This window comes from Hwanghaeella grinnelliae (genome assembly GCF_004005845.1).
GTDB lineage: Bacteria > Pseudomonadota > Alphaproteobacteria > UBA8366 > Aestuariispiraceae > Hwanghaeella > Hwanghaeella grinnelliae.
In genome coordinates this window covers 447,928-470,505 of sequence record NZ_SADE01000001.1, presented here as the reverse complement: position 1 = coordinate 470,505, position 22,578 = coordinate 447,928, and the positions used below count along the sequence as shown (strand labels likewise).

The following is a 22,578-nucleotide window of genomic DNA, read 5'->3' as shown; positions in this document are numbered from 1 at the left end:
GAACCATGGCTGAGTCGACTTTTGGCGGATGGGGCGGCGGCAACGGTAACGGCAACGGGTCGTCCGATATTGTCTTCACCAATGTTCGGATCATCGACGGCACCGGCGAACAGCCGTTCAACGGCGAGGTGACCGTTTCCGGTAACCGTATCAAATCGGTCCAGCGCTCAGGCGGCGGCTTCGGCCAAGGCAGCTATGGCTGGAACAGCAATGGCGGTCAGCGGATCGACGGTCGCGGCATGACCCTGATGCCCGGCCTGATCGACGCGCATCTGCACCTCAGCTGGAACAACGCGCCCGGCATTAACCCGATCCAGATGATGCCGATCGAAGAACATATGCTGAATTGCGTCTATATGGCGAAAATCCTGCTGGATTCCGGCTTCACCGCCGGTTACGGCGCAGCCGCCGCGAAACCCCGGCTGGATGTCGTCATCCGCGATGCGATCAACGCAGGCAAGGTGCCCGGCCCGCGCTATACCGCGGCGACACCGGAACTGACCTCCGTCGGCGGTTTGGGCGATGCATCCCTGCCGCATATCCCGCATGAGGGCCTCAATCTGGGGATCGTCGTGTCCGGCGTCGAGGATTGCCGCCGGAAAACGCGCGAGATGATGAAAATCGGCGTCGACACCATCAAGATCAATTTGTCCGGTGAAGAGATCACCGGTATGGGCGCGGAAGAAAACCAATTTGCCGACGACGAGCTTGCCATCATCGCGGCGGAAGCCAAGGGACGTCACCGCGCCATGGCCGCGCATGCCCGGTCGAAGGAATCGGTCAAGCGCTGCGTTAAATACGGGATCGAAGTAATCTACCATGCCTCGTTCCATGACAATGAAAGCATGGACATGCTGGAGGCGAACAAGGACAAGCATTTCGTCGCCCCCGCCATCGCCTGGCTGATCAACACGGCCCGCAATGCCGGAGAATACGGCATCACGCCCGGCACGCCGCTGACCGACATGTACGAGCGCGAGTTGGAACACGCCATCGAGTCCATGAAGGAGATGCACAAGCGCGGCATCCGCGTCTTGATCGGCGGCGACTACGGTTTCGCCTGGACCCCGCACGGCACCAATGCCACGGACCTGGAATATTTCGTCGACATGCTGGGCTTCACGCCGCTGGAAGCGATCCGTGCGGCCACCATGTATGGCGGCCAATTGATGGGCCTGCGTCTGGGAAAAGAGAATGGCCTGGGCACGATCCGCGAAGGCAACCTTGCCGATATGCTGCTGGTGGATGGCGACCCGTCCCGCGACGTGAAGCTGCTGCAGGACCATGCGCGCCTTGTCGCCATCATGAAGGACGGCAAGTTCCACAAGGCCCCGGAACTGGGCGCCTACGAACATCGCCGGACCGCCTGATATCCAGCCCAAGGACGTACATGTGACACCCGCTCACCAGGGTGGGTGACGGCCCATGCTATCCGTACAAGAAACTTCTTGACTTAGAGTACACTCGAACCCCTAGGGTCGGTCGCGTCTTGATGAGAAGCAAGGTGTCATGAAGATCGGCGAGCTTGGAAAACGCACTGGGTTATCGGTCCACACAATCCGCTACTATGAGCGGATCGGGCTGCTGCCGCCCGCAGACCGCGATGCCAGCGGGCAACGTGACTATGACGGTTCGGTTCTTGTCTGGATCGGGTTCTTGGAACGCCTGAAGACCACCGGCATGCCGATCCGCGAAATGCTGCGGTATGCGGAGCTTCGCACAAAGGGTGATCATACCGGTCCGGAACGACGGGAGATTTTGGAAATGCACCGTGACCGGGTGCGCGCCCATCTGGCCGATCTGCAAGCCTCGCTTCTCGTCCTCGACACCAAGATCGACACTTATGTCGATCTCGAAAAAAGGACGCGAAAGCATGACGATACACGACCCCCTTCCCCGGGAAACCGGAGCCGCGCCGGAAAACAGACCGGATCCCGAAACAAGATTGGCACGCGGGCGGCGCGCACTTGAGGCTATCGACGGCGCGGCCGGCCAGGCCGTGATCGACGCGCTGGCCGATATCTCTCCGGACTTTGCCGACTATCTGTTCGAATTCCCCTTCGGCGACATCTATTCCCGCCCCGGGCTTGCGCGGCGGGATCGGGAGGTCTCGACCATCGCCGCGCTGGCGGCCATGGGCACGGCCCAACCGCAGTTGAAGATCCATATCGCGGCGGGATTGAACGTCGGCCTGTCGCGGGAGGAGATCACGGAAATCCTGATGCAAATGGCCGTCTATGCAGGCTTTCCCGCGGCCCTGAACGGATTGTTCGCGGCGAAGGAAGTCTTTGCGTCCAGGGACGCGGAGAAGATCGAGGCACGGCCATGAAGACGACGCGACGCCGTATCATCGCGCAGGCACTCGCCGCGCCCTTCATCCTAACCGGCGGCCTTGCGGGTCCGGCTCATGCCACCGCCGCAACGCCCAGGCGCCTTTGGGACGGCATCGGATCGCCCGTCGGTATGGCCTTCGACGCCCAGGGCCACCTGTTCGTCGCCGAATGGGGGCCGGGTCGGATCAGCCGGTTCGCCCCCGACGGTGGGCGGGAGGTCTTCGCCGAAGGATTGGCGGGGCCCTCCGGCCTCGCCATCGCGCCCGATGGGACGATCTTCGTCGCCTCCTATTCCACTGACGTGATCTGGCGTTTCTCGGCGGACGGTGTCCGCGGCACTCATGTGACGGGCCTGGCGACGCCGGCGGGATTGAGCTTCGACCTCGCCGGCCGGCTGATGGTGGCGAACCGCCGAACGAACCAGATCCTCGCGGTCGAGGACGGCACGCTCACCCCCGTCATCGATGACTTGCGCACGCCCGTCGGAGTCGTCCAGACACCGGATGGCGGATTCGTCGTCTCCAATATCGGCGGCGGCGTCACGATCCTGCGTCCGGACGGGACGCGGGTCGAGGCGGGACAGGAATTCAGGACACCCGGCCCGGGCGTCGCGATGACAAAGACCGGCCGCGTCTTCGTCGTCGACTACGGCGGCACGACGGTTCGAGAGATCCTGATGGATGGCGGGTCCAAGCCCCTGGCCGGCGGATTGTCCAGCCCGGTCGGTCTGGTCGTTACGCCGGATGAAACGGCGGTCATGACCGCAACCTGGGGTGAGGGCGCGATTTTCCACATCCCGCTCTAGCCCGGTTTTGCAACCTGCTTGTTTACTGGCCTCTCTAACCTGGCGGTAAGGTCTGGATAACGGCGCCGGACGCGATCATCGCCTCGATCTCATCGGCGCCGTAGCCGCCTTCCGCCAAAACCTCGACGGAGTGTTGACCCAATAGCGGCGCCGGCCGTTCGATGCCCCCCGGCGTTTCAGAAAACTTGACCGGCAGACCGAGCGCCTTCGTCATGCCCGCCACGGGATGGTCCGTTTCCACGATCATTTCCCGGGCCAAGGCCTGGGGGTCCTCGTGCATTTCATTGACCGTCAATACCGGACCGGCAGGCACGCCCGCTTCCTCAAGCGCGGCCAACCAATCTTCCGTCGTGCGTTGCCGGAAGACCTTGTTCAACTCTTCCTCCAAAGCCGGCAGGTTATGCATGCGCTCGTGATTGCTTACGAAACGCGGGTCTTCGTTCAATTCGGGCGCACCGATGCAGGTGACCAGCTTTTCCCAGTTCCTTTGGTTCGCGGCCCCAAGGTTGATCCAGCCGTCGGATGTCTGGAACGCTTGGTAGGGCGCACTCAACGGATGGGCCGAGCCCAGCGGATGCGGCGTCTCACCCGTCGCGAAAGCGATTGCCGATTGCCAATAGGTATGTGTGATCGCCGCTTCGAAAAGGGACGTATCGACCTTTTGCCCCTCCCCCGTCTTAAGCTTATGGGCATAGGCGGCCGACACCGCCATCGCCGCGATGATTCCGGCGGTGATGTCCGACAGAGGCGCGCCGACCTTCACCGGCGGCCGACCGGGTCCTTCGCCGGTGATCGTCATGATGCCGGACATGCCCTGCGCGATCAGGTCGAATCCGCCGCGGGCGGCATAAGGGCCGGTACGTCCGAAGCCGGATATCGAAACGAAAATCAGCCCCGGGTTTTCCTCCTTCAGCGTTTCGTAACCGAGGCCCAGGCGTTCCATCGTGCCGCCGCGGAAATTCTCGATCACCACATCCGCGTCCTTCAACAGCGTCTTCAGCGCATCGCGCGCGGAATCCTGCTTCAGGTCCAATGCCAGGCCCCGCTTATTGCGGTTCATCATCAGGAACGCGGCGCTTTCGCCGTTGATGGTGGGCGGTGTAAGGCGTCGCGTGTCATCACCGGTCGGCTTTTCGACCTTGATGACGTCGGCCCCCATATCCGCCAGCATCATCCCGCAGGTCGGTCCCGCCATGATATGGGTCAGTTCCAGTACCCGGCAGCCTTCTAACGGTCCAACCATGTCAGCGCCCCCGCCAGGTGGGTTTGCGCTTGCCCAGGAAAGCCTCGATACCCTCCTTGAAATCATCGCTCATATAGCATTCGACGATGAAGTCGTCGCCGCTCGCTTCGGTACCGTCGACGCGAAGGCGGCGAATCCCTTCCTTGGTCGCCCGCATGCAAAGCGGCGCATTTCCGGCGAGCATTTCGGCCAACTCCATTGCGCGGGCCCGGACCGCGTCCGCATCCGGCAGAACTTCGGACACCAAGCCGATGGCAAGCGCTTCCTGCGCCTCTATCAACCGTGTCGTCAGCAGGATCTCCTTCAAGCGCCCGACGCCGATCAGCGGCGCCAGCCGGCCGAGATTGGCGATCGAAAGGCAATTGCCCAGCGTGCGGGCGATGGGGAACCCATAGCGTAGGCGCTCATCCGTGATCCGTATATCGCAGGTCGCCGCGATGGCGGCCCCGCCGCCGGTGCAAGCACCGGTGATCGCCGCGATGGTCGGCACCGGGCATTTCTCGATATCGGTCAGCACTTCGTCCATGGTGGATTCATAACGCCGCGCGTCGTCCGGCTCGCCAAAGGCCCGGAATTGGGAAATATCCGTTCCGGCCGCAAAGGCTTTGCCACCGGCGCCCTGCACCACGATGGCTTTGACCGGCCCGCCGATTTCCGTTTCCCGGCAGATTTTGGCCAAGCCTTCATACATGCCGAAAGTCAGCGCGTTCCGTGCCTCGGGCCTGTTCAGCGTTACCACGCCGATTTCCCCGTGGACTTCGTAAAGCAGTTCGCTCAGCGTTCCGTCTCCCTCTATCAAATGCCCGGTTGCGGGCTTGTTCTTGTGTTCCTGGGTCCGGTATCGACCACAAGGGTACAAGACCCGTTGCGCCGGTCAATCAACCAGACGGTTCGGAGTATCGCCGTCTTTGCCCGGAAAGTGATGAGGCTTCGCTTGCAAAACTGCCGTGACGCAGGGACAAGAACCGCCCAGAGCCCCAACAGACACCAACTCATTTGAAGGTTTGCCGTGTTTCGAAACGCATTTGCCTTGTTCCTTTCTGCTTTCCTAATGATCAGCGCCGCCCACGCGTCCGAAAGTATTCGGATCGCCTTCATCGATCCGTTGTCCGGCCCCTTCGCGCGATCAGGCCAGGCCGGGTATCGGACATTCGAACTGGCCGCGAAACTTATGGTGAACGACAAGGGTGGCGTTCTGGGCGGGAAACAGTTCGAGATCGTCCCGATGGACAATCAGGGCAGCCCGAAGGAAAGCCTGATCCAACTGAAACGCGCCATCGATGACGGTATCCGATATATTGCCCAGGGGGCCAGTTCCGCTGTCGCCAGCGCCATCACCGAAGCGGTCGAGAAACACAACCGGCGCCATCCGGATCGACGCGTCCTGTTCCTGAACTATTCCGCCAACGACCCGGCCCTGACCAACGACAAATGCAATTTCTGGCATTTCCGCTTCGATGCACATGCGGATATGAAAATGGACGCGATCACCGACGTCATCGCCCAGAACCAGGCCATCAAGAAAGTCTACATCATTGGACAGGACTATTCCTTCGGGAAGGCCGTCGCCGATGCCGCGGTCAAATTCCTGACCGCCAAACGGCCGGATATCGCCATCGTCGGCAATGAATTGCACCCGATCGGCAAGGTGAAGGACTTTTCCGCCTATGCGACGAAAATCGCGGCCTCGCACGCCGACGCGGTCATCACGGGCAATTGGGGCGTCGATATGGTCGGCCTTGGCAAGGCCATCATCGAGACCGGACTGGATGTGCCGATTTTCACCTTCTACGCCGCCCATGACGGCATTACTGCGACCTTCGGCGAAAAGGGGCTAGGCCGGATACGCGTCGTCCACGAAGGCGCATTCAACCCGCCAAGCCCGGCTTTCGAAACCTTCAACAAAGCCTTCAAGACCGCGAATCCGGAAATGGACATCAACCAGCCGCGCATCATCGGCGTGCTGCAGTTCCTGGCGAAGGCCATGGAAAAGGCCAGGACCGATACCCCGGTGGCCGTTGCACGCGCTATGGAAGGACTGGAGATGACCAATATCTATGGCCGAAAGCTGTATATGCGACCCACGGACCATCAGATCATCCAGGACATCAACGTCCTGACCCACACCAACCGCGAAATTGTGATCGACGCGGATAATTCAGGTTTTGGGTTGATGACCGAATCGACCGTACCGGCCGCAGGTGCTTCTCTGCCCACATCCTGCCGCATGGAACGGCCGGAATAATCCGCTTTCGAACGCGTGTTCAACAACCTGGCTTTGCATTAGTCCTAAAGTCATTTCTTGATTCTCGTCGACACTAGGGGTCTACTTTCGTCCAACGGTCGAACAAGGCCAACGAAACGGCACAGATCCAATCGAAAAGGTTGGGCATCAAAACAAAGCGCCGCTTCACCTTAGACGGGAGGAAATTATGGGAATTATCAAGAAAGTCAGGACTCTAACTGCGACCGCGTTACTGGCCGCAAGCTTTACCGGCGCGTCTTTCGCGGCAGACAATATCCGTATCGCCTTCATCGACCCGCTGTCGGGTCCCTTCGCTACAACAGGTGAATCCGGCTACCGAACCTTCGAATATGCAGCGCAGACCTTGGTCAACGACAAAGGTGGCGTGCTTGGCGGTCGGATGTTCGAAATTGTTCCGATGGACAACAAGATCAGCCCGAAGGAAAGCCTGATCCAGTTGAAGCGCGCGATCAGCGAAGGCATCCACTATATCGTCCAGGGGAACAGCTCCGGCGTCGCCAACGCATTGACCGATGCCATCAACAAGCATAACCGGCGTAATCCGGACCAGCGCATCATCTTCCTGAACTATTCGGCGGTCGACCCGGCGCTGACCAACGAGAAGTGCAATTTCTGGCACTTCCGCTTCGACGCCAATGCGGACATCAAGATGGACGCGCTGACCGACGTCATCGCCGAAGACCAGGACATCAAAAAGGTCTACATCATCGGGCAGGACTATTCCTTCGGGAAAGCCGTGGCCGCCGCCGCGGTGAAGTTCATCGGTGCCAAACGCCCCGATATCGAAATCGTCGGGAACGAGTTGCACCCGATCGGCAAAGTGAAGGACTTCACGCCCTACGCCACCAAAATCAAATCATCGGGCGCGGACGCGGTTATCACCGGCAACTGGGGGGCGGACATGGTCGGCCTGGGCAAGGCCATCGTGGAAGCCGGCGTGGACGCGCCGATCTTCACCTATTACGGGGCCCATGACGGTATCACCGCGACCTTCGCGGACAAGGGCGTGGACGTCATCCGCGTCGTTCACGAAGGCACCTTCAACCCACCCAGCGCCGAGTTCAAAGCCTTCAACGAGGGTTTCAAGAAGGTCAATCCGGACAAGGATCTGAACCAGCCGCGCATCATCGGCACGATCCAGATGCTGGCGAAGGCGATGGAAGCTGCCGGAACGGACGATCCCGTAGCGGTCGCAACCGCGCTGGAAGGCATGGACTTCACCAACATCTATGGCCGCAAGGTTCATATGCGGGCCAGCGACCACCAAATTATCCAGGACGTAAATATCACCGTCCATACGGATAAAAACATCGAGGTCGATGCCGACAATTCCGGCTATGGCCTATTGACCGAGAAAACGGTCAAGGAAGCCGGTAAGGACCTTCCGACCAGTTGCGAGATGAAACGGCCGTCATAAGGCGCGCCGACCGAAAGGGCGGCCCGGCGTGACGTCATTCGACCTTATCGCCGAGCCGCCGTTTCACTACCGGGACAAGGGGCGGGTTCCTCGTCACCCGGATCATCAACGCTTTAAGTCGGGAACAAGCCACGCGGGGGTACGGTGGAGTTAGTCGTCTTTTCCTTATTGAACGGTCTGGTGACGGGCCTGCTTCTGTTCATGCTGTCCAGCGGATTGACGCTGATCTTCAGCATGATGGGCGTTCTCAATTTCGCACATGCCAGCTTCTATATGCTGGGCGCGTATTTCGCCTATACGATCAGCGGCTATATGGGCTTTTGGGTCGGGTTGATATTCGCGCCGATCCTGGTGGGCGTAGTCGGCGCGTTAATCCAGCGTTACGGCCTGCGCTATGTGCACCGCTGGGGCCATGTTGCAGAGCTTGTCTTCACCTTCGGCCTCGCCTTCCTGATTGAAGAAGTGGTGCAGTTCTTCTGGGGCAAGGCAACGAAGGACTACCACGAGCCCGAGTTGCTGGATTTCCCGCTGTTCACCCTCTTCGGTCAATCCTTCCCGGCCTATAAGGCCTTTATGATCTTTATCTCTATCGGGATATTCATCGCCTTGCTGATGATGCTTACACGCACGCGCGTCGGCCTAATCATCCAAGCCGCGATCACCCATCCGAACACCGTCGCGAATTTGGGTCACAACGTGCCGCTGGTGTTCATGGGCGTCTTCGGCGTCGGTTCCGCCCTGGCAGGGTTGGCGGGCGTCATCGCGGGACCGGCCCTGGGCACTTTCCCCGGCATGGCCTTCGTATTGGGCAGCATTGTTTTCGTGGTGATCGTTGTCGGCGGGCTGGGGTCGCTGGCGGGCGCCTTCGTGGCCTCGCTGCTGATCGGCTGGCTGCAAACCTTCGCCATCGCGCTCGACTACTCGATGACCGATCTGCTGGATCTACTCGGCGTCAGTTTCAGCGACGATCATGTCCTGCGGGACCTCTGGTCGCTGTCCCTGCCGCAGGTGGCGCCGATCTTGCCCTATCTATTGTTGATCCTGATCCTGATTTTCCGGCCGACCGGCCTTATGGGTAAGCGGGAAACATGATGCGGTCTTCAACGAACACGTCCGGACCGGCGCGGATGCCGGCGCTTCTCGGCCCCTTCGGCATATGGATTGTCTGTGCGATCGTGCTGGCGGTGATGCCGGTGATTTTCTCCTCGCCCGTCTCGGTCACCATCATGAACCAGATGGGCATCTCCATCGTCTTCGCACTGAGCTACAACATGATGCTCGGCCAGGGCGGCATGCTGTCATTCGGGCATGCGGTATATTTCGGCCTGGGCGGATTCTTCTCCGTCCATGTCATGAATTATATCGAGGTTGACGGCTGGCCTATTCCGCTGCCGTTTCTGCCTTTCATCGGCGGGCTCTTCGGCTTGGCCTTCGCCATCATTATCGGCAGTTTCTCGACCAGACGCGCCGGAACGGTCTTCGCGATGATCTCGCTCGGCGTGGGCGAATTGATCGCGGCCTGTTCAATCATCTTCGTCGTCTTTTTCGGCGGTGAGGAAGGGGTCAGCGGCGACCGCACCATGGGCCCACCGGTCTTCGGCACCGAGTTCCTGAAGGAGATCGAAGTTTATTACCTCACCGCGGTCATCGTCTTCGTCGCGGCGGCGCTGATGTACCTCTTCTCCCTCACGCCCGCCGGGCGTATGGCGAACGCGGTGCGGGACAATCCGGAACGGGCCGAATTCGTCGGGTACAGCCAGCGTCAGGTTCGCTTCATGTCCTTCTGCGCGTCGGGCTTCTTCGCCGGAATCGCGGGCGGATTGTTCGCGATCAACTACGAAATACTGACCGAGGAAAACCTGAATCTGACGACCTCAGGCTGGGTGCTATTGATGGCCTATATCGGGGGCATCGGCTTCTTCATCGGCCCGATCGTCGGCGCGGTACTGCTGACCCTGCTGCAAACGGTCTTGAGCAATCACACGGAACTTTGGCTGCTTTATGTCGGCCTGCTCTTCGTCCTGACGGTGATGTATGTGCCTTCGGGCCTGACCGGCTTGATGATGATGCACGGGCCGGCCATGAAAGCCGGGCGGCTCGGCCAGCTTGCAAAACCTTATATGATCGCCGGTATTCCGCTGCTGGTCGCCCTGGCCGGCGGTGTCGCTGTGCTTGAGATGCTGAATCACTACAACAACGCGCCGGTCGGCGACAACGTGGCGCATTTCTTTTGGATGGCGGTCGACACCCATAACCCGGCCAACTGGGCCGTGGCCTTGGCCGTGACCGCCATTGGCGCATACACGACCTACCGCGCGACACCGCAGGTCAGGGAAGCCTGGGCGGAAGCCAATGACTTCTCGGAAAAGGGAGGCGACCGATGAGCGCTTCCGCTTTGAGCCTGCAAGGGATCCGCAAGGATTTCGGTGAAACACAGATCATCCGGGGCGTGGATCTGGAGATTCCGGCGGGCGAACGTCATGCCATTATCGGGCCGAACGGTGCGGGCAAATCGACCCTTTTCCACCTGATCAGCGGCAAATACAGCAAGACTGGCGGGCGCATAGGTCTGAACGGAGAAGACGTCACCACGCTGGAACCCTATGCAATCGCCCGCAAAGGGCTAAGCCGGAGCTTCCAGATCACCAATATCTTCCCGCGCATGACGGTTTTCGAAAACGTGCGCTGCGGTCTGTTGTGGAGCATGGGGCTGAAATACGCTTTCTGGAAACTGGTCGGCCGGCAGAAGGATTTAAACGAGCGGACATCCGAAATCCTGGAAATGATCGGCCTGACCGATCGGCAGGCGATCCCGGCCGGGGTGCTGACATATGCGGAACAACGCACCTTGGAAATCGGGATCACCATCGCCGGCGGCGCGAATGTCATCATGCTGGACGAGCCGACGGCGGGAATGAGCGCATCGGAAACGGACCAGACGGTGGAGCTGATTCGCCGGGTGACGGAGGGCAAGACCCTGGTCATGGTTGAACATGACATGGGCGTCGTCTTCGACCTGGCGGATCGAATTTCGGTCCTGGTCTATGGCGAGATCATCGCCACCGGCAAGCCGGAGGAAATCCGCAACAACAAGGCGGTCCAGGAGGCCTATCTTGGCGAGGCCCCGGAAGAAGAGACCGAAACGGTTGGGGGCGCCCACTGATGTTGGAAGTCCGCGATCTTCAAGCCTTCTATGGCAAGAGCCATATCCTGCAGGGTGTTTCCTTCGACATAGCCGAAGGCGAAATCGTCAGCCTGCTGGGGCGTAACGGCGTCGGTCGGTCGACCACCTGCAAGGCCGTCATGGGCGAAGTGCCGCCACAGGGTTCCATCAAGTTCCGCGGCACCGAACTGGTGGGCAAGAAACAGCATGAAATCGCCCGCCTGGGCATTGGTTATGTGCCGGAAAACCGGGACGTCTTCCCGACGCTGACCGTGCGCCAGAATCTGGTTCTGGGCATGAAAAGCATGAAGCAGGAGGGGCGTTGGTCAATCGATGACATGTTCGACCTGTTCTCCAACCTTCGGGAACGTGCCGATATCCGCGCCGGCGCATTGTCGGGTGGCGAACAGCAGATGCTGACAATGTGTCGCACATTGATGGGCGATCCGGATCTGATCATGATCGACGAGCCCACGGAAGGGCTTAGCCCGCAAATGGTTGAGAAGGTTGCAGGCTTGCTCGAAGAGATTGCGAGACGCAAGGTTTCCATCCTTCTGGTCGAGCAGAAACTGACAATAGCGTTGCGTATTTCGCATCGTGTCTATGTTATGGGGCACGGCCATATGGTGTTCGACGGAACGCCGGAAGCCTTACTCAACGACGCGCAGATCCGGTCTGAATGGCTTGAGGTCTAGAACGCTGTTGGGCACGCTTTTTTGGGTAATTGGGGGGAAAGTCCTGTCATGAGTGATGCGGTTCTGATTGAGCGGCATGGGTCGATTCTTGTCCTGTCGCTGAACAATCCGCCGGTAAACGGCCTGGGTCTGGCACTTCGGACCGGTATTTCGGAAGCCCTGGACCAGGCCGAAGCGGACGACGCGGTCACCGCTGTCGTCATAAAGGGGGCCGGGCGCATGTTCAGCGCCGGCGCCGACATCAGCGAATTCGGCACCCCGCGCTCGCTGGCCGATCCGAACCTGCCCAGCGTCTGCCTGCGCATCGAAAATTCGAAAAAACCGGTCGTCGCGGCGATCCACGGGGTCGCGGCCGGCGGCGGTCTGGAAACCGCCCTTTCCTGCCATTACCGGGTTGCCTCAACAAAAACGCGCCTGGGCCTGCCGGAAGTGACGCTTGGCATCATTCCGGGCGCCGGGGGCACCCAGCGCCTGCCGCGCCTGACCGGGGTTGAGGCCGCATTGAAGCTGATCACGTCGGGGGAACTGGCCCCGGCCGCGAAGGCACAGAAGCTGGGTTACGTGGACGAGGTCGTCGAAGGCGACCCCTTGGAAGCCGCCCTCGCCGCGGCGGAACGGCTGGCGGCAAGCGGTGCGCTGCGCCGAACCATGGAAATCGAAGAGAAAATTGCCGAGGCCCGCGCCAATCCGGGGGTCTTCGACGAATTCGCCAAATCAATCGCTAAGAAGGCCCGCGGTTTCGACGCGCCTTTCGCCTGCATTGAGGCCGTAAAAGCCGCGGCGACCCTGCCCGGGCCGGAAGGCCTCGCCAAGGAGCGCGAAATTTTCAAGGGGTTGGTGGGTTCCAGCCAGGCTGCATCCCAGCGCCATGCCTTTTTCGCCGAACGGGAAGTCGCCAAAATCCCCGATGTCCCGAAAGACACGCCGGTCAAGGAAATCGCGACTGCCGGTGTCATCGGCTGCGGCACAATGGGTGGTGGGATTACCATGAACTTCGCCAATGCGGGCATCCCCGTGACCGTGGTCGAGAACGATCCGGCGGCCCTGGACAGGGGATTGGAGACGATCGCCAAGAACTATCAGGCGACCGTGGACAAAGGCCGGATGACCCAGGAAGACATGGATTCCCGAATGACGTTGATCACCGGGGCGACCGATATGGCCGCCCTGTCGGAGGCCGATGTCATCGTCGAAGCGGTTTTCGAGGAAATGGACCTGAAGAAACAGATCTTCGGGGCCTTGGACAGCGTCGCCAAGCCCGGCGCGATCCTGGCAACCAACACCTCGATGCTGGATATCAACGTCATCGCGGCCGCCACCAGCCGGCCGGAATCGGTGATCGGCACCCACTTCTTCAGCCCTGCGAATGTCATGAAGCTGATGGAAAACGTGCGGGGGGAGAAAACCGCGCCGGAAACCATCGCGACGGTCATGGACCTGTCGAAAAAGCTGAAGAAGGTTGGCGTTCTGGTCGGCGTCTGCGACGGATTTGTCGGCAATCGGATGCTGGGCCCATATTTGCGCGAAGCCGGTTTCCTGCTTGAGGAAGGCGCCCTGCCCGCCCAAGTGGACAAGGCGATCTATGACTTTGGCTTTCCGATGGGGCCGTTCGCCATGATGGACCTTGCCGGCAACGATGTCGGTTGGCGGATTCGCAAACGGCAACGCGCCGAGAACCCGAACAACCTGCGCTATTCGGACATTGCCGATCAGATTTGCGAATTAGGCCGGTTCGGCCAGAAGACCGGGGGCGGCTGGCACGATTACGACGACGGCAGGACGCCGACGCCCTCCGCCAAGGTCGAGGAAATCGTGGTCGAGACGTCCAAGCGCCTGGGCATCGAACGACGGAAGATTTCGGATCAGGAGATCGTCGAACGCTGTCTTTATCCGTTGATCAACGAGGGCGCGAAAGTGCTGGAAGAAGGCATCGCCATGCGCCCTTGCGACATCGATATCGTCTGGCTGTTCGGCTATGGCTTCCCGCGGTATCGCGGCGGCCCGATGTTCTATGCGGACACCGTCGGTGTGAAGACGGTCTATGACAAAATGTGTGAATTCCACGAGCAGCATGGCGATCTGATGAAGCCCGCACCGCTCCTCGAAAAATTGGCCAAGGCAGACAAACGCTTCGCCGATCTCTAAGCGAAGCGCATTTACAGGAGGATATATCCATGCGTGAAGCCGTTATCGCCTCAACGGCCCGTACCGCCATCGGCAAAGCGTTCCGCGGCGCCTTCAACAACACCCATGGTGCGACGATGGCGGGACATGCCATTCAGCATGCAGTCGCGAAAGCCGGCATAGACCCGAGCATGATCGAAGACGTGGTCCTGGGCTGCGGTTTCCCCGAAGGGGCAACCGGTGAGAACGTCGCGCGTCTGGCCGCGATCCGCGCCGGCCTTCCGGTGACCGCCGCAGGCACAACCGTCAACCGGTTCTGCAGTTCCGGCATGCAGGCAATCGCCATGGCGGCCCAACGGGTGGTGATGGAAGGGGCACCGGCCATGGTCGCGGGCGGGGTCGAATCGATCAGCCTGGTTCAACCGCACCGGAACAATCATTTCTACAAAGAAGCCTGGCTTATGGAACATAAGCCGGATCTGTGGATGAGCATGATCGACACCGCCGATGTGGTAGCCAAACGCTATGGCGTCAGCCGCGAGGCGCAGGACGAATTCGGCCTGCAGTCCCAGCAGCGCACCGCCGCCGCCCAACAGGCCGGCAAATTCGACGACGAAATCGTCCCTATCACCACGACCAAGATCGTGACCAACAAGGAAACCAAAGAGTCCTGGGAAGAAGAAGTCACGATCGCCCAGGACGAATGCAACCGGCCGGACACGAAGCTTGAAGGTCTTGCCGGCCTGCAGCCGGTCATGGGGCCGGACAAGTTCGTCACCGCCGGCAATGCCAGCCAGCTCTCTGACGGTGCATCCGCCTCCGTCGTCATGGACGCGAAGGAAGCAGAGCGCCTCGGAATTGAACCGCTGGGTTACTTCCGCGGCTTCGCCGTTGCCGGCTGCGAACCCGATGAAATGGGGATCGGCCCGATCTACGCGGTGCCACGCCTGTTGGAACGGACCGGCCTGAAGATGGACGACATCGACCTTTGGGAATTGAACGAAGCTTTTGCGGTTCAGGTTCTTTACTGCCGCGACAAGCTGGGCATTCCGAACGACATCCTGAATGTGAACGGCGGATCGATTGCCGTCGGGCATCCCTTCGGCATGACCGCCGCACGTCTGGTCGGCCATGCGCTGATCGAAGGCAAGCGCCGTGGCGCGAAGAATGTCGTCGTCACCATGTGCATTGGCGGCGGCCAAGGTGCGGCCGGCCTGTTCGAGGTTATCTGACCGGGTATAAAACCCGGCAGGGAGGAAAATAATGGAATTGGTTCTGAGTGCCGAGGACGAGGCTTTCCGGCAGGAAGTCCGCGCCTTTATCCGCGACAAACTCGACCCCGAGACGAAGCGGAAAGTGGAGTTGGGCTATCCGCTCGATAAGAACGACTACGTTCAATGGCACAAACGTATGTTCGAGCAGGGCTGGGCCGCGCCCAACTGGCCGGTCGAATACGGCGGCCCGGGTTGGACGCCGATCCAGCGCCATATCTATGACGAGGAATTGGCGCTGGGCAGCACCCCGCGCGTCATACCCTTCGGTGTCAGCATGGTGGCCCCGGTGATCTACACTTTCGGGTCGGCTGAACAGAAAGCCAAATACCTGCCGCGCATCCTGTCCTTCGACGACTGGTGGTGCCAAGGATATTCGGAACCGGGATCGGGGTCCGACTTGTCCTCGCTGCGGACTAAGGCGGTGCGGGACGGCGACCACTATATCGTCAACGGCCAGAAGACCTGGACCACATTGGCGCAATATGCGGACATGATTTTCTGCCTGGTCCGCACAGATGATAGCGGCAAGCAGCAGGAAGGCATCAGCTTCCTGTTGATCGACATGAAGACGCCGGGAATCAGCGTCACCCCAATCGAGACGATTGACGGGGACGTGGAGATCAACAGCGTCTTCTTCGAGGATGTCCGCGTACCGGTCGAAAACCTGGTCGGCGAGGAAGGCAAGGGCTGGACCTATGCCAAGTTCCTGCTGGGTCACGAACGCACGGGCATTGCCGCCGTCGGCCGGTCGAAACGGCAGTTGGCGCGCTTGAAGACCATCGCGGAACATGAGGTCAACGGCGACATCACACTGGCCGAAGACACCGATTTCCAAGAACGGGTATCGCAAGTCGAAATCGAATTGTTCGCATTGGAAGCCATGGTCATCGGGGCCTTGGAAGGCGAAGCGCGCGGCAACCCGCCGGGGCCTGAAGCCTCCATTCTGAAGATCAAGGGTGTCGAGGTTCAACAGGCCATCACCGAATTGGCGGTCGAGGCGGTCGGCAACCATGCCCATGCCTTTGCGCCGGACACCTGGGACATCCACGCGAACGAGCCGGGCATCGGCCCTGACTATGCCGCGACGGCCGCGCCGATTTACTTCAATTGGCGCAAGGCCTCGATCTATGGCGGGTCCAACGAGATCCAACGTGAAATCATCGCCAAGCGCGTGCTTGGCCTGTAAGGCCAACCAAAAAACTAAGGCCAAGGGGAACGGAAACCATGTCGGTTTGGCTGACGGACGAACAGCAACTCATCAAGGATTCTGCCGAACGGTTGGTGCAGAACGACTACACCATCGAAGCGCGCCAGAAACTGATCGACAGCGAGGAAGGCTTCAGCCGCGAAAACTGGGCGACCTTTGCCGAACTCGGCTGGCTGGGCTTGCCCTTCAAGGAAGAACATGGCGGCTTCGGCGGCACAGGTGTCGACATGGCGGTGTTGATGGAGGCGTTGGGCAAGGGCTTGGTAGTTGAGCCCTTCGCGTCCTCCGTCATTCTCGCCGGGACCGCTTTGGACCTTGCGGGCGGTCCGCTGGCCGAACGGCTGCTGCCGGAAATGATCGCGGGCGAACGCTTGCTGGCCTTCGCCCATAGCGAACCCAAATCACGGTTCAATTTGAACGACGTTGCCGTGACGGCTGCTACCGATGGGGACGGCTTCAAGATCAACGGACAAAAGATGCTGGTCTATCACGGCGGGTCGGCGGACAGCCTGATCGTGTCGGCCCGGACATCCGGCGCCCAACGCGACCGGGACGGCATTACCCTCTTCGTGCTGGACCGCGCCGCCGAAGGCGTTTCCGTGCGTGGCCACCAAACCGTCGACGGATTGCGCGCGGCGGAAGTCACCTTCACCGATGTACGGGTGGGCGCGGATGCCATCCTGGGGGTGAAAGACAAAGGGCTATCGATCATCGAAGCCGTCGTTGACCGGGCCTGTGTCTTTTTCGCGGCCGAAGCGTCCGGCGCAATGGAACAAGCGGTGGCCCTCACCGTCGACTATACCAAGGAACGCAAACAGTTCGGCCGCCCGCTTTCCAGCTTCCAGGCCCTGCAGCACAAGATGGCGGACATGTATTCCGCGCATCAATTCTCACGCGCCTTGACCTATCGGGCTGCCGCCTTGTTGGACGATTGCAGCCCGGCAGAACGCGCCGAAGCTGCGGCGGCGGTGAAGGTGAAATGCGGTCAGTCGGCGAAACTGGTGGGCGAGGAAGCAATCCAGCTGCATGGCGGGATGGGCATGACCGCCGATATGCCGATCGGCCACTACTTCAAACGCTTGACCATGATCAACGCATTGTTCGGCAACGCGCAGTATCACCTGAAGCGATACACCGCGATGAAGTCGGAATAGGAAACGCCATGTTTGAAACAACCGAACGGGCCACGAAACTGGCCAACAAGCTGACCGCCTTCATGGACGAACACGTCTACCCGGCGGAAGCCGTCTTCGAAGAACAGCTGGAAAGCCAAGGCGACCGCTGGCAGGTGCCACCGATCATGGAAGACTTGAAGGCGAAGGCGCGCGAGGCGGGCCTGTGGAACCTATTCCTGCCGGAAAGCGATTACGGCGCAGGGCTAACCAACCTGGAATATGCGGGTCTGTGCGAAATCATGGGCCGGTCGCCGATCGGGCCGGAAGCCTTCAACTGCTCCGCCCCCGACACCGGCAATATGGAAGTGTTGGTCCGCTATGGTACGCCGGAACAGCGCAAGCAATGGCTGGAACCTCTGTTGGACGGCAAGATCCGGTCCTGCTTCGCGATGACGGAACCCGCCGTTGCTTCCTCAGATGCGACGAATATCGAAGCCTCCATCACCCGTGACGGCGACGACTATGTCATCAACGCGCGCAAATGGTGGACATCCGGCGCAATGGACAAGCGCTGCAAGATTTCCATCTTCATGGGCAAGACCGACCCGAATGCCGAAAAGCACAAACAGCAATCCATGATCCTTGTGCCGATGGATACGCCCGGCGTGAAAGTCGAACGCGGCCTCACCGTCTTCGGTTACGATCATGCGCCCCACGGCCATGCGGAAGTCACCTTCACGAATGTCCGTGTGCCCGCCACCAACATGCTGCTCGGCGAAGGCCGCGGGTTCGAGATCGCCCAAGGTCGCCTGGGGCCAGGCCGTATCCACCATTGCATGCGCCAGATCGGTCAGGCGGAGCGCGCCCTGGAATCGATCCGCGCCCGGGCAATGGAACGTGTTGCTTTCGGCAAGCCGCTGGCGGAACAGGGCGCGTTGCGCCACATGGTCGCCGAATGCCGGATTGAGATCGACCAAGCCCGCCTGCTAACCCTCCATGCCGCGGACAAGATGGACAAGGTGGGCAACAAGGCCGCGCGCGCGGAAATCGCCATGATCAAGGTGGTCGCGCCCCGCGTGGCGGGCCGCGTCATTGACCGGGCGATCCAAGTGCATGGCGGCGGCGGTGTCAGCCAAGACTTCCCGCTGGCGCATGCCTATGGCCATTCACGGACATTGCGGCTGGCCGACGGTCCGGACGAGGTCCATCTGGAATCCATCGCCAAGATGGAATTCAAGAAGAACTGACAAAAAAGGGCCCCATTCAGGGGCCCTTTTCAATTCGGTCCTCTATCCCCGTTTCTGCGCAATTTCCCAGGCGATATCCGCCAGAACGGCGGCCTTCTTGCCGACGACGAGCGCGTTGTCGGAACTGGCATTGCCTTGGAGCGCGCGGGCGTAGACGCCTTGGCAGATGGAGGCCAGGCGGAACATCGCGAAGACAACATAGAAGGAAAAGTCGGGGATGTTCCCCCGTCCCGTCATGCGGCAATAGCGCGCGACATATTCCTCTTCCGTCGGGATGCCCAGACCTTTCAAGTCCAGGCCCGCAATCCCTTTCAGGGACGGCGCCCCATGTGGCAGGTGAAAGGTCATACAGTTATAGGCCAGGTCACCCAACGGATGGCCAAGCGTCGCCAATTCCCAATCCAGCACAGCAATCACCCGCGGTTCCGTCGGATGCAGGATCGTATTTTCCAGCCGGAAATCCCCATGAGCGATGGCGGTCTCGTCCTCGTCCGGCATGTTTGCGGGCAGCCAGTCGATCAGCGCATCCATGGCCGGCATTTCGTCGGTCTTCGCCGCATGGAACTGTTTGGTCCAACGGTCGAGCTGCCGCTGAACATAGTTGGCGGGCTTGCCGAAATCGCCCAACCCGATCGCCTCGTAATCCACGTTATGAAGTTTCGCCAAGGTATCGCAGAGCGACTCATAGATCGCCTGCCGTTCGGCCACCGACGCTTCGGGGATGGAAGGGTCGGGCAGAACCCGGCCTTCAAGAAACTCCATCACGAAAAAGGTCGTGCCGATGACCTCATCGTCCTCACACAGCAGATGCATGGCCGGCACCGGCACGTCCGTTTGCGCCAATGCCTTCATGACCCGATATTCCCGTTCCACCAGATGCGCCGAGGGCAGCAATTTCCCCGGCGGCTTCTTGCGCAGAACATATCGCGTCCCGGCCGCTTCCAGCAGATAGGTCGGGTTTGATTGTCCGCCTTGATACTGCTGAACCGTCATGGGCTGCCGGAAGTCATCCAGTCCAGCGCCGACGAGATAGTCGGTCAGACGGCCCTCATCCAGTCGATGTGCCTCGCTTACGGGGCCAAGCGTTCCCATGTCTTACGCTCCGCCGGAAATCGTCTGACCGCCATCCGCGACAATGTTCTGTCCGGTTATGAAACTCGCCGCCGGCGACGCCAGGAAGGCGGCAAGCCCGCCGATTTCCTCCGGCTCACCGATGCGATGCAGCGGCGCCTTACGTTCGGAACGGCTGCGAACTTCCGGATCCTCCCAGAGGGCACGGGCGAAATCCGTTTTGATCAGACCGGGAGAAATCGCGTTCACGCGAATGTTCTTCGGACCCCACTCAACCGCCAGGTTCCGCACCAACTGGGCTTCGGCCGCCTTCGAAACGCCATAGGCGCCAATCCGGTCATTGCCGTAGAGCCCGGCGATGGAGGATATGACGATGATCGATCCCTCGCCGCGTTTCGCCATATCGGGCAGGACCATTTTGCAAAGCGTGAAGGCGGAGCGGACATTCGTGGTCATGATCTTGTCGAAGGCTTCGTCCGAAACCTCTGCGAGCGGGCCGTAAACCGGGTTGATCGCCGCATTGCAGACCAGAATATCGACCTGGCCGAACGCGTCCCGCGTCTTGTCGACCAACGACTGCAATTCCTCGTTCCGGCCGATATGGCAGGGGATTGACGCCGCAGAAATACCTGTCGCTTTAAGCTCGGCGGCGGTTTTGTCGCAATCTTCCGCCGTTCGGCTGGAAATCACCACATTGGCACCCAATCCGCCCATCGCCTCGGCAATCGCCCGGCCGATGCCACGCGATGATCCCGTGATCAACGCAGTCTTTCCCGTTAGATCGAAAATCATCCGGTCTTCCCCCAGTTCTACTGTTCTTGTTCAATTGTCCAAAGAGTACAGACTGGCCCGCCACCCTGTCGAGCCCGATGAAAGCTGCTTGCCTAACCGTCCCGCCGCAGCCAAGATTCCGACCAAGAATTGAGAATTGGCCGCGCCAGTATAGCGTGCCACAAAATGTACTAGGGAGGATGCCATGCGTGGCTTGATGATGAACAGGCCGTTGCTCGTCTCGTCGTTGATCGAGTTCGGGGCGGAGAATCATGCCGACAAACTGGTCGTTTCCCGCCGGGTCGAAGGCGATGTCCATCATCAAACATTCGCTGAAACCAGGGACAGGGTTGCCCAACTGGCCCATGCCTTGAAGGCCTTGGGCATCAACGAGGAAGACCGCGTCGCGACCATCGCTTGGAATGGGCACCGGCATCTGGAACTCTACTACGCCATCTCAGGCATCGGGGCTGTCTGCCACACGATCAATCCCCGGCTTTTTGCCGAGCAGTTGGACTATATCGTCAATCATGCGGCCGACCGTGCACTGTTCATCGACCTGACCTTCGTTCCCATCGTTGAGAAAATGCAGGGTAGATTCCCCTCTGTCGAACATGTGGTGATCATGACCGACAGGGCCCATATGCCCGACACGACAATCGAAAACGCACTGTGTTTCGAAGATCTGCTGGATGGCCAGCCGACATCGTATGATTGGCCGGACATGGACGAGAACACGGCGGCAGGGCTTTGCTATACGTCCGGCACCACGGGCAATCCGAAGGGCGTTCTCTATTCTCATCGCTCGCACGTGTTGCACGCGCTTTCGGTTGCGTCGGTGGACGGGTTTTATTTGGAAAGCCGGGATGTTGTCCTACCCGTCGTGCCGCTGTTCCATGTGAACGCGTGGGGGCTGCCCTATATCTGTTTCGTCACCGGGACCAGCTTGGTTTTCCCCGGCCCCAATCTGGACGGCGCCAGCCTTTTCGACTTGATGGACAAGGAAAATGTGACGGCGGCATGGGGCGTCCCGACAGTTTGGTTGGGCCTGATCGGTGAAATGCAGAAACAGGGGCGCAAACCCGCCCATCTGAAATCGATGTTGATCGGCGGGTCAGCCGCACCACGCGCCATGATCGAGACTTTCGAGAAGCAACACGGCTTGGATATCGTCCATGGCTGGGGCATGACGGAGATGAGCCCGATCGGCACCATCGGCGTCCTTCCGTCCCGCTACGACGAGACCGATATGGATGAACGCATTAACCTGAAGGCAAAGCAGGGCCGGCGCTTGTTCCAGGTTGATATGAAAATCGTCGACGAAGACGGCAACAGGCAGCCGCATGATGGAAAGACATCGGGCGAGCTGTATGTCCGCGGCCCCTTCATTACGGCTGGATACTACAACGACGAAAGTGCCAGTGCCGGGTGTTTTGACGCCGAGGGATGGTTCAAGACAGGCGATGTCGCGACCATCGACCCAGAAGGCTTCCTGTTGATCGTCGACCGTTCCAAGGACCTGATCAAATCAGGCGGCGAGTGGATCAGCTCAATCGATTTGGAGAACGCGGCCATCGGTCATCCGGATATCGTCGAAGCCGCGGCAATCGGCCTGCCGCACCCGAAATGGGACGAACGCCCCCTATTGGTCGTCGTCCCGCGCGAAGGGGCGACTGTTTCCAAGGAGAGTATCCTGGATCATCTGGCAAGCAGGGTCGCGAAATGGTGGTTGCCCGATGATATTGCCTTCGTTGAGGCCATTCCCCATTCCGCCACAGGTAAAATCCGCAAGACCGAACTGCGCGACATGTTCAAGGATTACACGCTGCCTAGCGCCTAGACCGAGC

General features: G+C 60.2%; 20 protein-coding genes. 16 read left to right on the top strand and 4 right to left on the bottom strand.

Annotated elements, in window-relative coordinates; all coding sequences use genetic code 11:
* Positions 1-5 precede the first annotated feature (5 nt).
* The 4 genes from EOI86_RS02040 to EOI86_RS02025 all read left to right on the top strand — a co-directional run bounded on the left by EOI86_RS02040 (position 6) and on the right by EOI86_RS02025 (position 3,138).
* On the top strand, positions 6-1,370 hold the full coding sequence (locus EOI86_RS02040; RefSeq protein WP_127763479.1) for a metal-dependent hydrolase family protein: 1,365 nt from the start codon (positions 6-8) through the stop codon (positions 1,368-1,370).
* Between the two features lie 139 nt (positions 1,371-1,509).
* Positions 1,510-1,971 (top strand): MerR family transcriptional regulator, encoded by a 462-nt coding sequence (locus EOI86_RS02035; RefSeq protein WP_127763478.1) that lies wholly within the window; start codon positions 1,510-1,512, stop codon positions 1,969-1,971.
* Positions 1,946-2,329: a carboxymuconolactone decarboxylase family protein gene (locus tag EOI86_RS02030; protein WP_240035553.1), complete on the top strand. Its 384-nt coding sequence runs from the start codon at positions 1,946-1,948 to the stop codon at positions 2,327-2,329. The genes EOI86_RS02035 and EOI86_RS02030 overlap by 26 nt, the downstream gene beginning before the upstream one ends.
* Positions 2,326-3,138, top strand: coding sequence for a hypothetical protein (locus EOI86_RS02025; protein ID WP_127763476.1), 813 nt, complete (start codon positions 2,326-2,328; stop codon positions 3,136-3,138). Before EOI86_RS02030 ends, EOI86_RS02025 begins: the two co-directional genes overlap by 4 nt.
* A 34-nt stretch (positions 3,139-3,172) precedes the next feature.
* Here the strand turns inward: EOI86_RS02025 and EOI86_RS02020 are convergent, their stop codons facing one another.
* Positions 3,173-4,381 (bottom strand): CaiB/BaiF CoA transferase family protein, encoded by a 1,209-nt coding sequence (locus EOI86_RS02020; protein WP_127763475.1) that lies wholly within the window; start codon positions 4,379-4,381, stop codon positions 3,173-3,175.
* A gap of 1 nt (position 4,382) precedes the next feature.
* Entirely contained in the window at positions 4,383-5,240 is an 858-nt protein-coding gene (locus tag EOI86_RS02015; RefSeq protein ID WP_240035552.1) for an enoyl-CoA hydratase/isomerase family protein, read from the bottom strand.
* A 150-nt stretch (positions 5,241-5,390) separates the two neighbouring features.
* Here EOI86_RS02015 and EOI86_RS02010 point away from each other — a divergent pair, with 150 nt between their 5' ends.
* The 11 genes from EOI86_RS02010 (at position 5,391) to EOI86_RS01960 (ending at position 18,889) form a co-directional block, all read left to right on the top strand.
* On the top strand, positions 5,391-6,626 hold the full coding sequence (locus EOI86_RS02010; RefSeq protein ID WP_205032017.1) for a branched-chain amino acid ABC transporter substrate-binding protein: 1,236 nt from the start codon (positions 5,391-5,393) through the stop codon (positions 6,624-6,626).
* 187 nt (positions 6,627-6,813) lie between these two features.
* Positions 6,814-8,064: a branched-chain amino acid ABC transporter substrate-binding protein gene (locus EOI86_RS02005; RefSeq protein ID WP_127763474.1), complete on the top strand. Its 1,251-nt coding sequence runs from the start codon at positions 6,814-6,816 to the stop codon at positions 8,062-8,064.
* A 144-nt stretch (positions 8,065-8,208) separates the two neighbouring features.
* Complete coding sequence (locus tag EOI86_RS02000) at positions 8,209-9,156, top strand: branched-chain amino acid ABC transporter permease (protein ID WP_127763473.1); 948 nt, start codon at positions 8,209-8,211, stop codon at positions 9,154-9,156.
* Positions 9,153-10,448: a branched-chain amino acid ABC transporter permease gene (locus tag EOI86_RS01995; RefSeq protein ID WP_127763472.1), complete on the top strand. Its 1,296-nt coding sequence runs from the start codon at positions 9,153-9,155 to the stop codon at positions 10,446-10,448. The genes EOI86_RS02000 and EOI86_RS01995 overlap by 4 nt, the downstream gene beginning before the upstream one ends.
* Positions 10,445-11,227: an ABC transporter ATP-binding protein gene (locus EOI86_RS01990; RefSeq protein ID WP_127763471.1), complete on the top strand. Its 783-nt coding sequence runs from the start codon at positions 10,445-10,447 to the stop codon at positions 11,225-11,227. Before EOI86_RS01995 ends, EOI86_RS01990 begins: the two co-directional genes overlap by 4 nt.
* On the top strand, positions 11,227-11,922 hold the full coding sequence (locus tag EOI86_RS01985; protein WP_127763470.1) for an ABC transporter ATP-binding protein: 696 nt from the start codon (positions 11,227-11,229) through the stop codon (positions 11,920-11,922). Before EOI86_RS01990 ends, EOI86_RS01985 begins: the two co-directional genes overlap by 1 nt.
* Before the next feature lie 48 nt (positions 11,923-11,970).
* Entirely contained in the window at positions 11,971-14,067 is a 2,097-nt protein-coding gene (locus EOI86_RS01980; RefSeq protein ID WP_127763469.1) for a 3-hydroxyacyl-CoA dehydrogenase NAD-binding domain-containing protein, read from the top strand.
* A 29-nt stretch (positions 14,068-14,096) separates the two neighbouring features.
* On the top strand, positions 14,097-15,278 hold the full coding sequence (locus EOI86_RS01975; RefSeq protein WP_127763468.1) for an acetyl-CoA C-acyltransferase: 1,182 nt from the start codon (positions 14,097-14,099) through the stop codon (positions 15,276-15,278).
* Positions 15,279-15,309: 31 nt separating this feature from the next.
* Positions 15,310-16,506 carry an acyl-CoA dehydrogenase family protein gene (locus EOI86_RS01970; protein WP_127763467.1) on the top strand — a complete coding sequence of 399 codons (1,197 nt, stop codon included), beginning with the start codon at positions 15,310-15,312 and terminating at the stop codon, positions 16,504-16,506.
* A 38-nt stretch (positions 16,507-16,544) separates the two neighbouring features.
* Positions 16,545-17,681 carry an acyl-CoA dehydrogenase family protein gene (locus tag EOI86_RS01965; protein ID WP_127763466.1) on the top strand — a complete coding sequence of 379 codons (1,137 nt, stop codon included), beginning with the start codon at positions 16,545-16,547 and terminating at the stop codon, positions 17,679-17,681.
* An 8-nt stretch (positions 17,682-17,689) separates the two neighbouring features.
* On the top strand, positions 17,690-18,889 hold the full coding sequence (locus EOI86_RS01960; protein WP_127763465.1) for an acyl-CoA dehydrogenase: 1,200 nt from the start codon (positions 17,690-17,692) through the stop codon (positions 18,887-18,889).
* Between the two features lie 42 nt (positions 18,890-18,931).
* Here EOI86_RS01960 and EOI86_RS01955 read toward each other — a convergent pair whose 3' ends face one another.
* Complete coding sequence (locus EOI86_RS01955) at positions 18,932-19,981, bottom strand: phosphotransferase (protein WP_127763464.1); 1,050 nt, start codon at positions 19,979-19,981, stop codon at positions 18,932-18,934.
* Between the two features lie 3 nt (positions 19,982-19,984).
* Positions 19,985-20,752: an SDR family NAD(P)-dependent oxidoreductase gene (locus EOI86_RS01950; protein ID WP_127763463.1), complete on the bottom strand. Its 768-nt coding sequence runs from the start codon at positions 20,750-20,752 to the stop codon at positions 19,985-19,987.
* A gap of 184 nt (positions 20,753-20,936) precedes the next feature.
* On the opposite strand from EOI86_RS01950, the gene EOI86_RS01945 reads away from it, so the two are divergent.
* On the top strand, positions 20,937-22,571 hold the full coding sequence (locus EOI86_RS01945) for a long-chain fatty acid--CoA ligase (protein WP_127763462.1): 1,635 nt from the start codon (positions 20,937-20,939) through the stop codon (positions 22,569-22,571).
* Positions 22,572-22,578: the final 7 nt, after the last annotated feature.

Coding starts and splice junctions, on each gene's coding strand:
- EOI86_RS01970 (WP_127763467.1), top strand. CDS start 15,310: ATGGAATTGGTTCTGAGTGCCGAGGACGAGGCTTTCCGGCAGGAAGTC.
- EOI86_RS01955 (WP_127763464.1), bottom strand. CDS start 19,981: ATGGGAACGCTTGGCCCCGTAAGCGAGGCACATCGACTGGATGAGGGC.
- EOI86_RS02025 (WP_127763476.1), top strand. CDS start 2,326: ATGAAGACGACGCGACGCCGTATCATCGCGCAGGCACTCGCCGCGCCC.
- EOI86_RS01950 (WP_127763463.1), bottom strand. CDS start 20,752: ATGATTTTCGATCTAACGGGAAAGACTGCGTTGATCACGGGATCATCG.
- EOI86_RS02035 (WP_127763478.1), top strand. CDS start 1,510: ATGAAGATCGGCGAGCTTGGAAAACGCACTGGGTTATCGGTCCACACA.
- EOI86_RS01965 (WP_127763466.1), top strand. CDS start 16,545: ATGTCGGTTTGGCTGACGGACGAACAGCAACTCATCAAGGATTCTGCC.
- EOI86_RS01960 (WP_127763465.1), top strand. CDS start 17,690: ATGTTTGAAACAACCGAACGGGCCACGAAACTGGCCAACAAGCTGACC.
- EOI86_RS02020 (WP_127763475.1), bottom strand. CDS start 4,381: ATGGTTGGACCGTTAGAAGGCTGCCGGGTACTGGAACTGACCCATATC.
- EOI86_RS01980 (WP_127763469.1), top strand. CDS start 11,971: ATGAGTGATGCGGTTCTGATTGAGCGGCATGGGTCGATTCTTGTCCTG.
- EOI86_RS01975 (WP_127763468.1), top strand. CDS start 14,097: ATGCGTGAAGCCGTTATCGCCTCAACGGCCCGTACCGCCATCGGCAAA.
- EOI86_RS02005 (WP_127763474.1), top strand. CDS start 6,814: ATGGGAATTATCAAGAAAGTCAGGACTCTAACTGCGACCGCGTTACTG.
- EOI86_RS01990 (WP_127763471.1), top strand. CDS start 10,445: ATGAGCGCTTCCGCTTTGAGCCTGCAAGGGATCCGCAAGGATTTCGGT.
- EOI86_RS02040 (WP_127763479.1), top strand. CDS start 6: ATGGCTGAGTCGACTTTTGGCGGATGGGGCGGCGGCAACGGTAACGGC.
- EOI86_RS01995 (WP_127763472.1), top strand. CDS start 9,153: ATGATGCGGTCTTCAACGAACACGTCCGGACCGGCGCGGATGCCGGCG.
- EOI86_RS01985 (WP_127763470.1), top strand. CDS start 11,227: ATGTTGGAAGTCCGCGATCTTCAAGCCTTCTATGGCAAGAGCCATATC.
- EOI86_RS01945 (WP_127763462.1), top strand. CDS start 20,937: ATGCGTGGCTTGATGATGAACAGGCCGTTGCTCGTCTCGTCGTTGATC.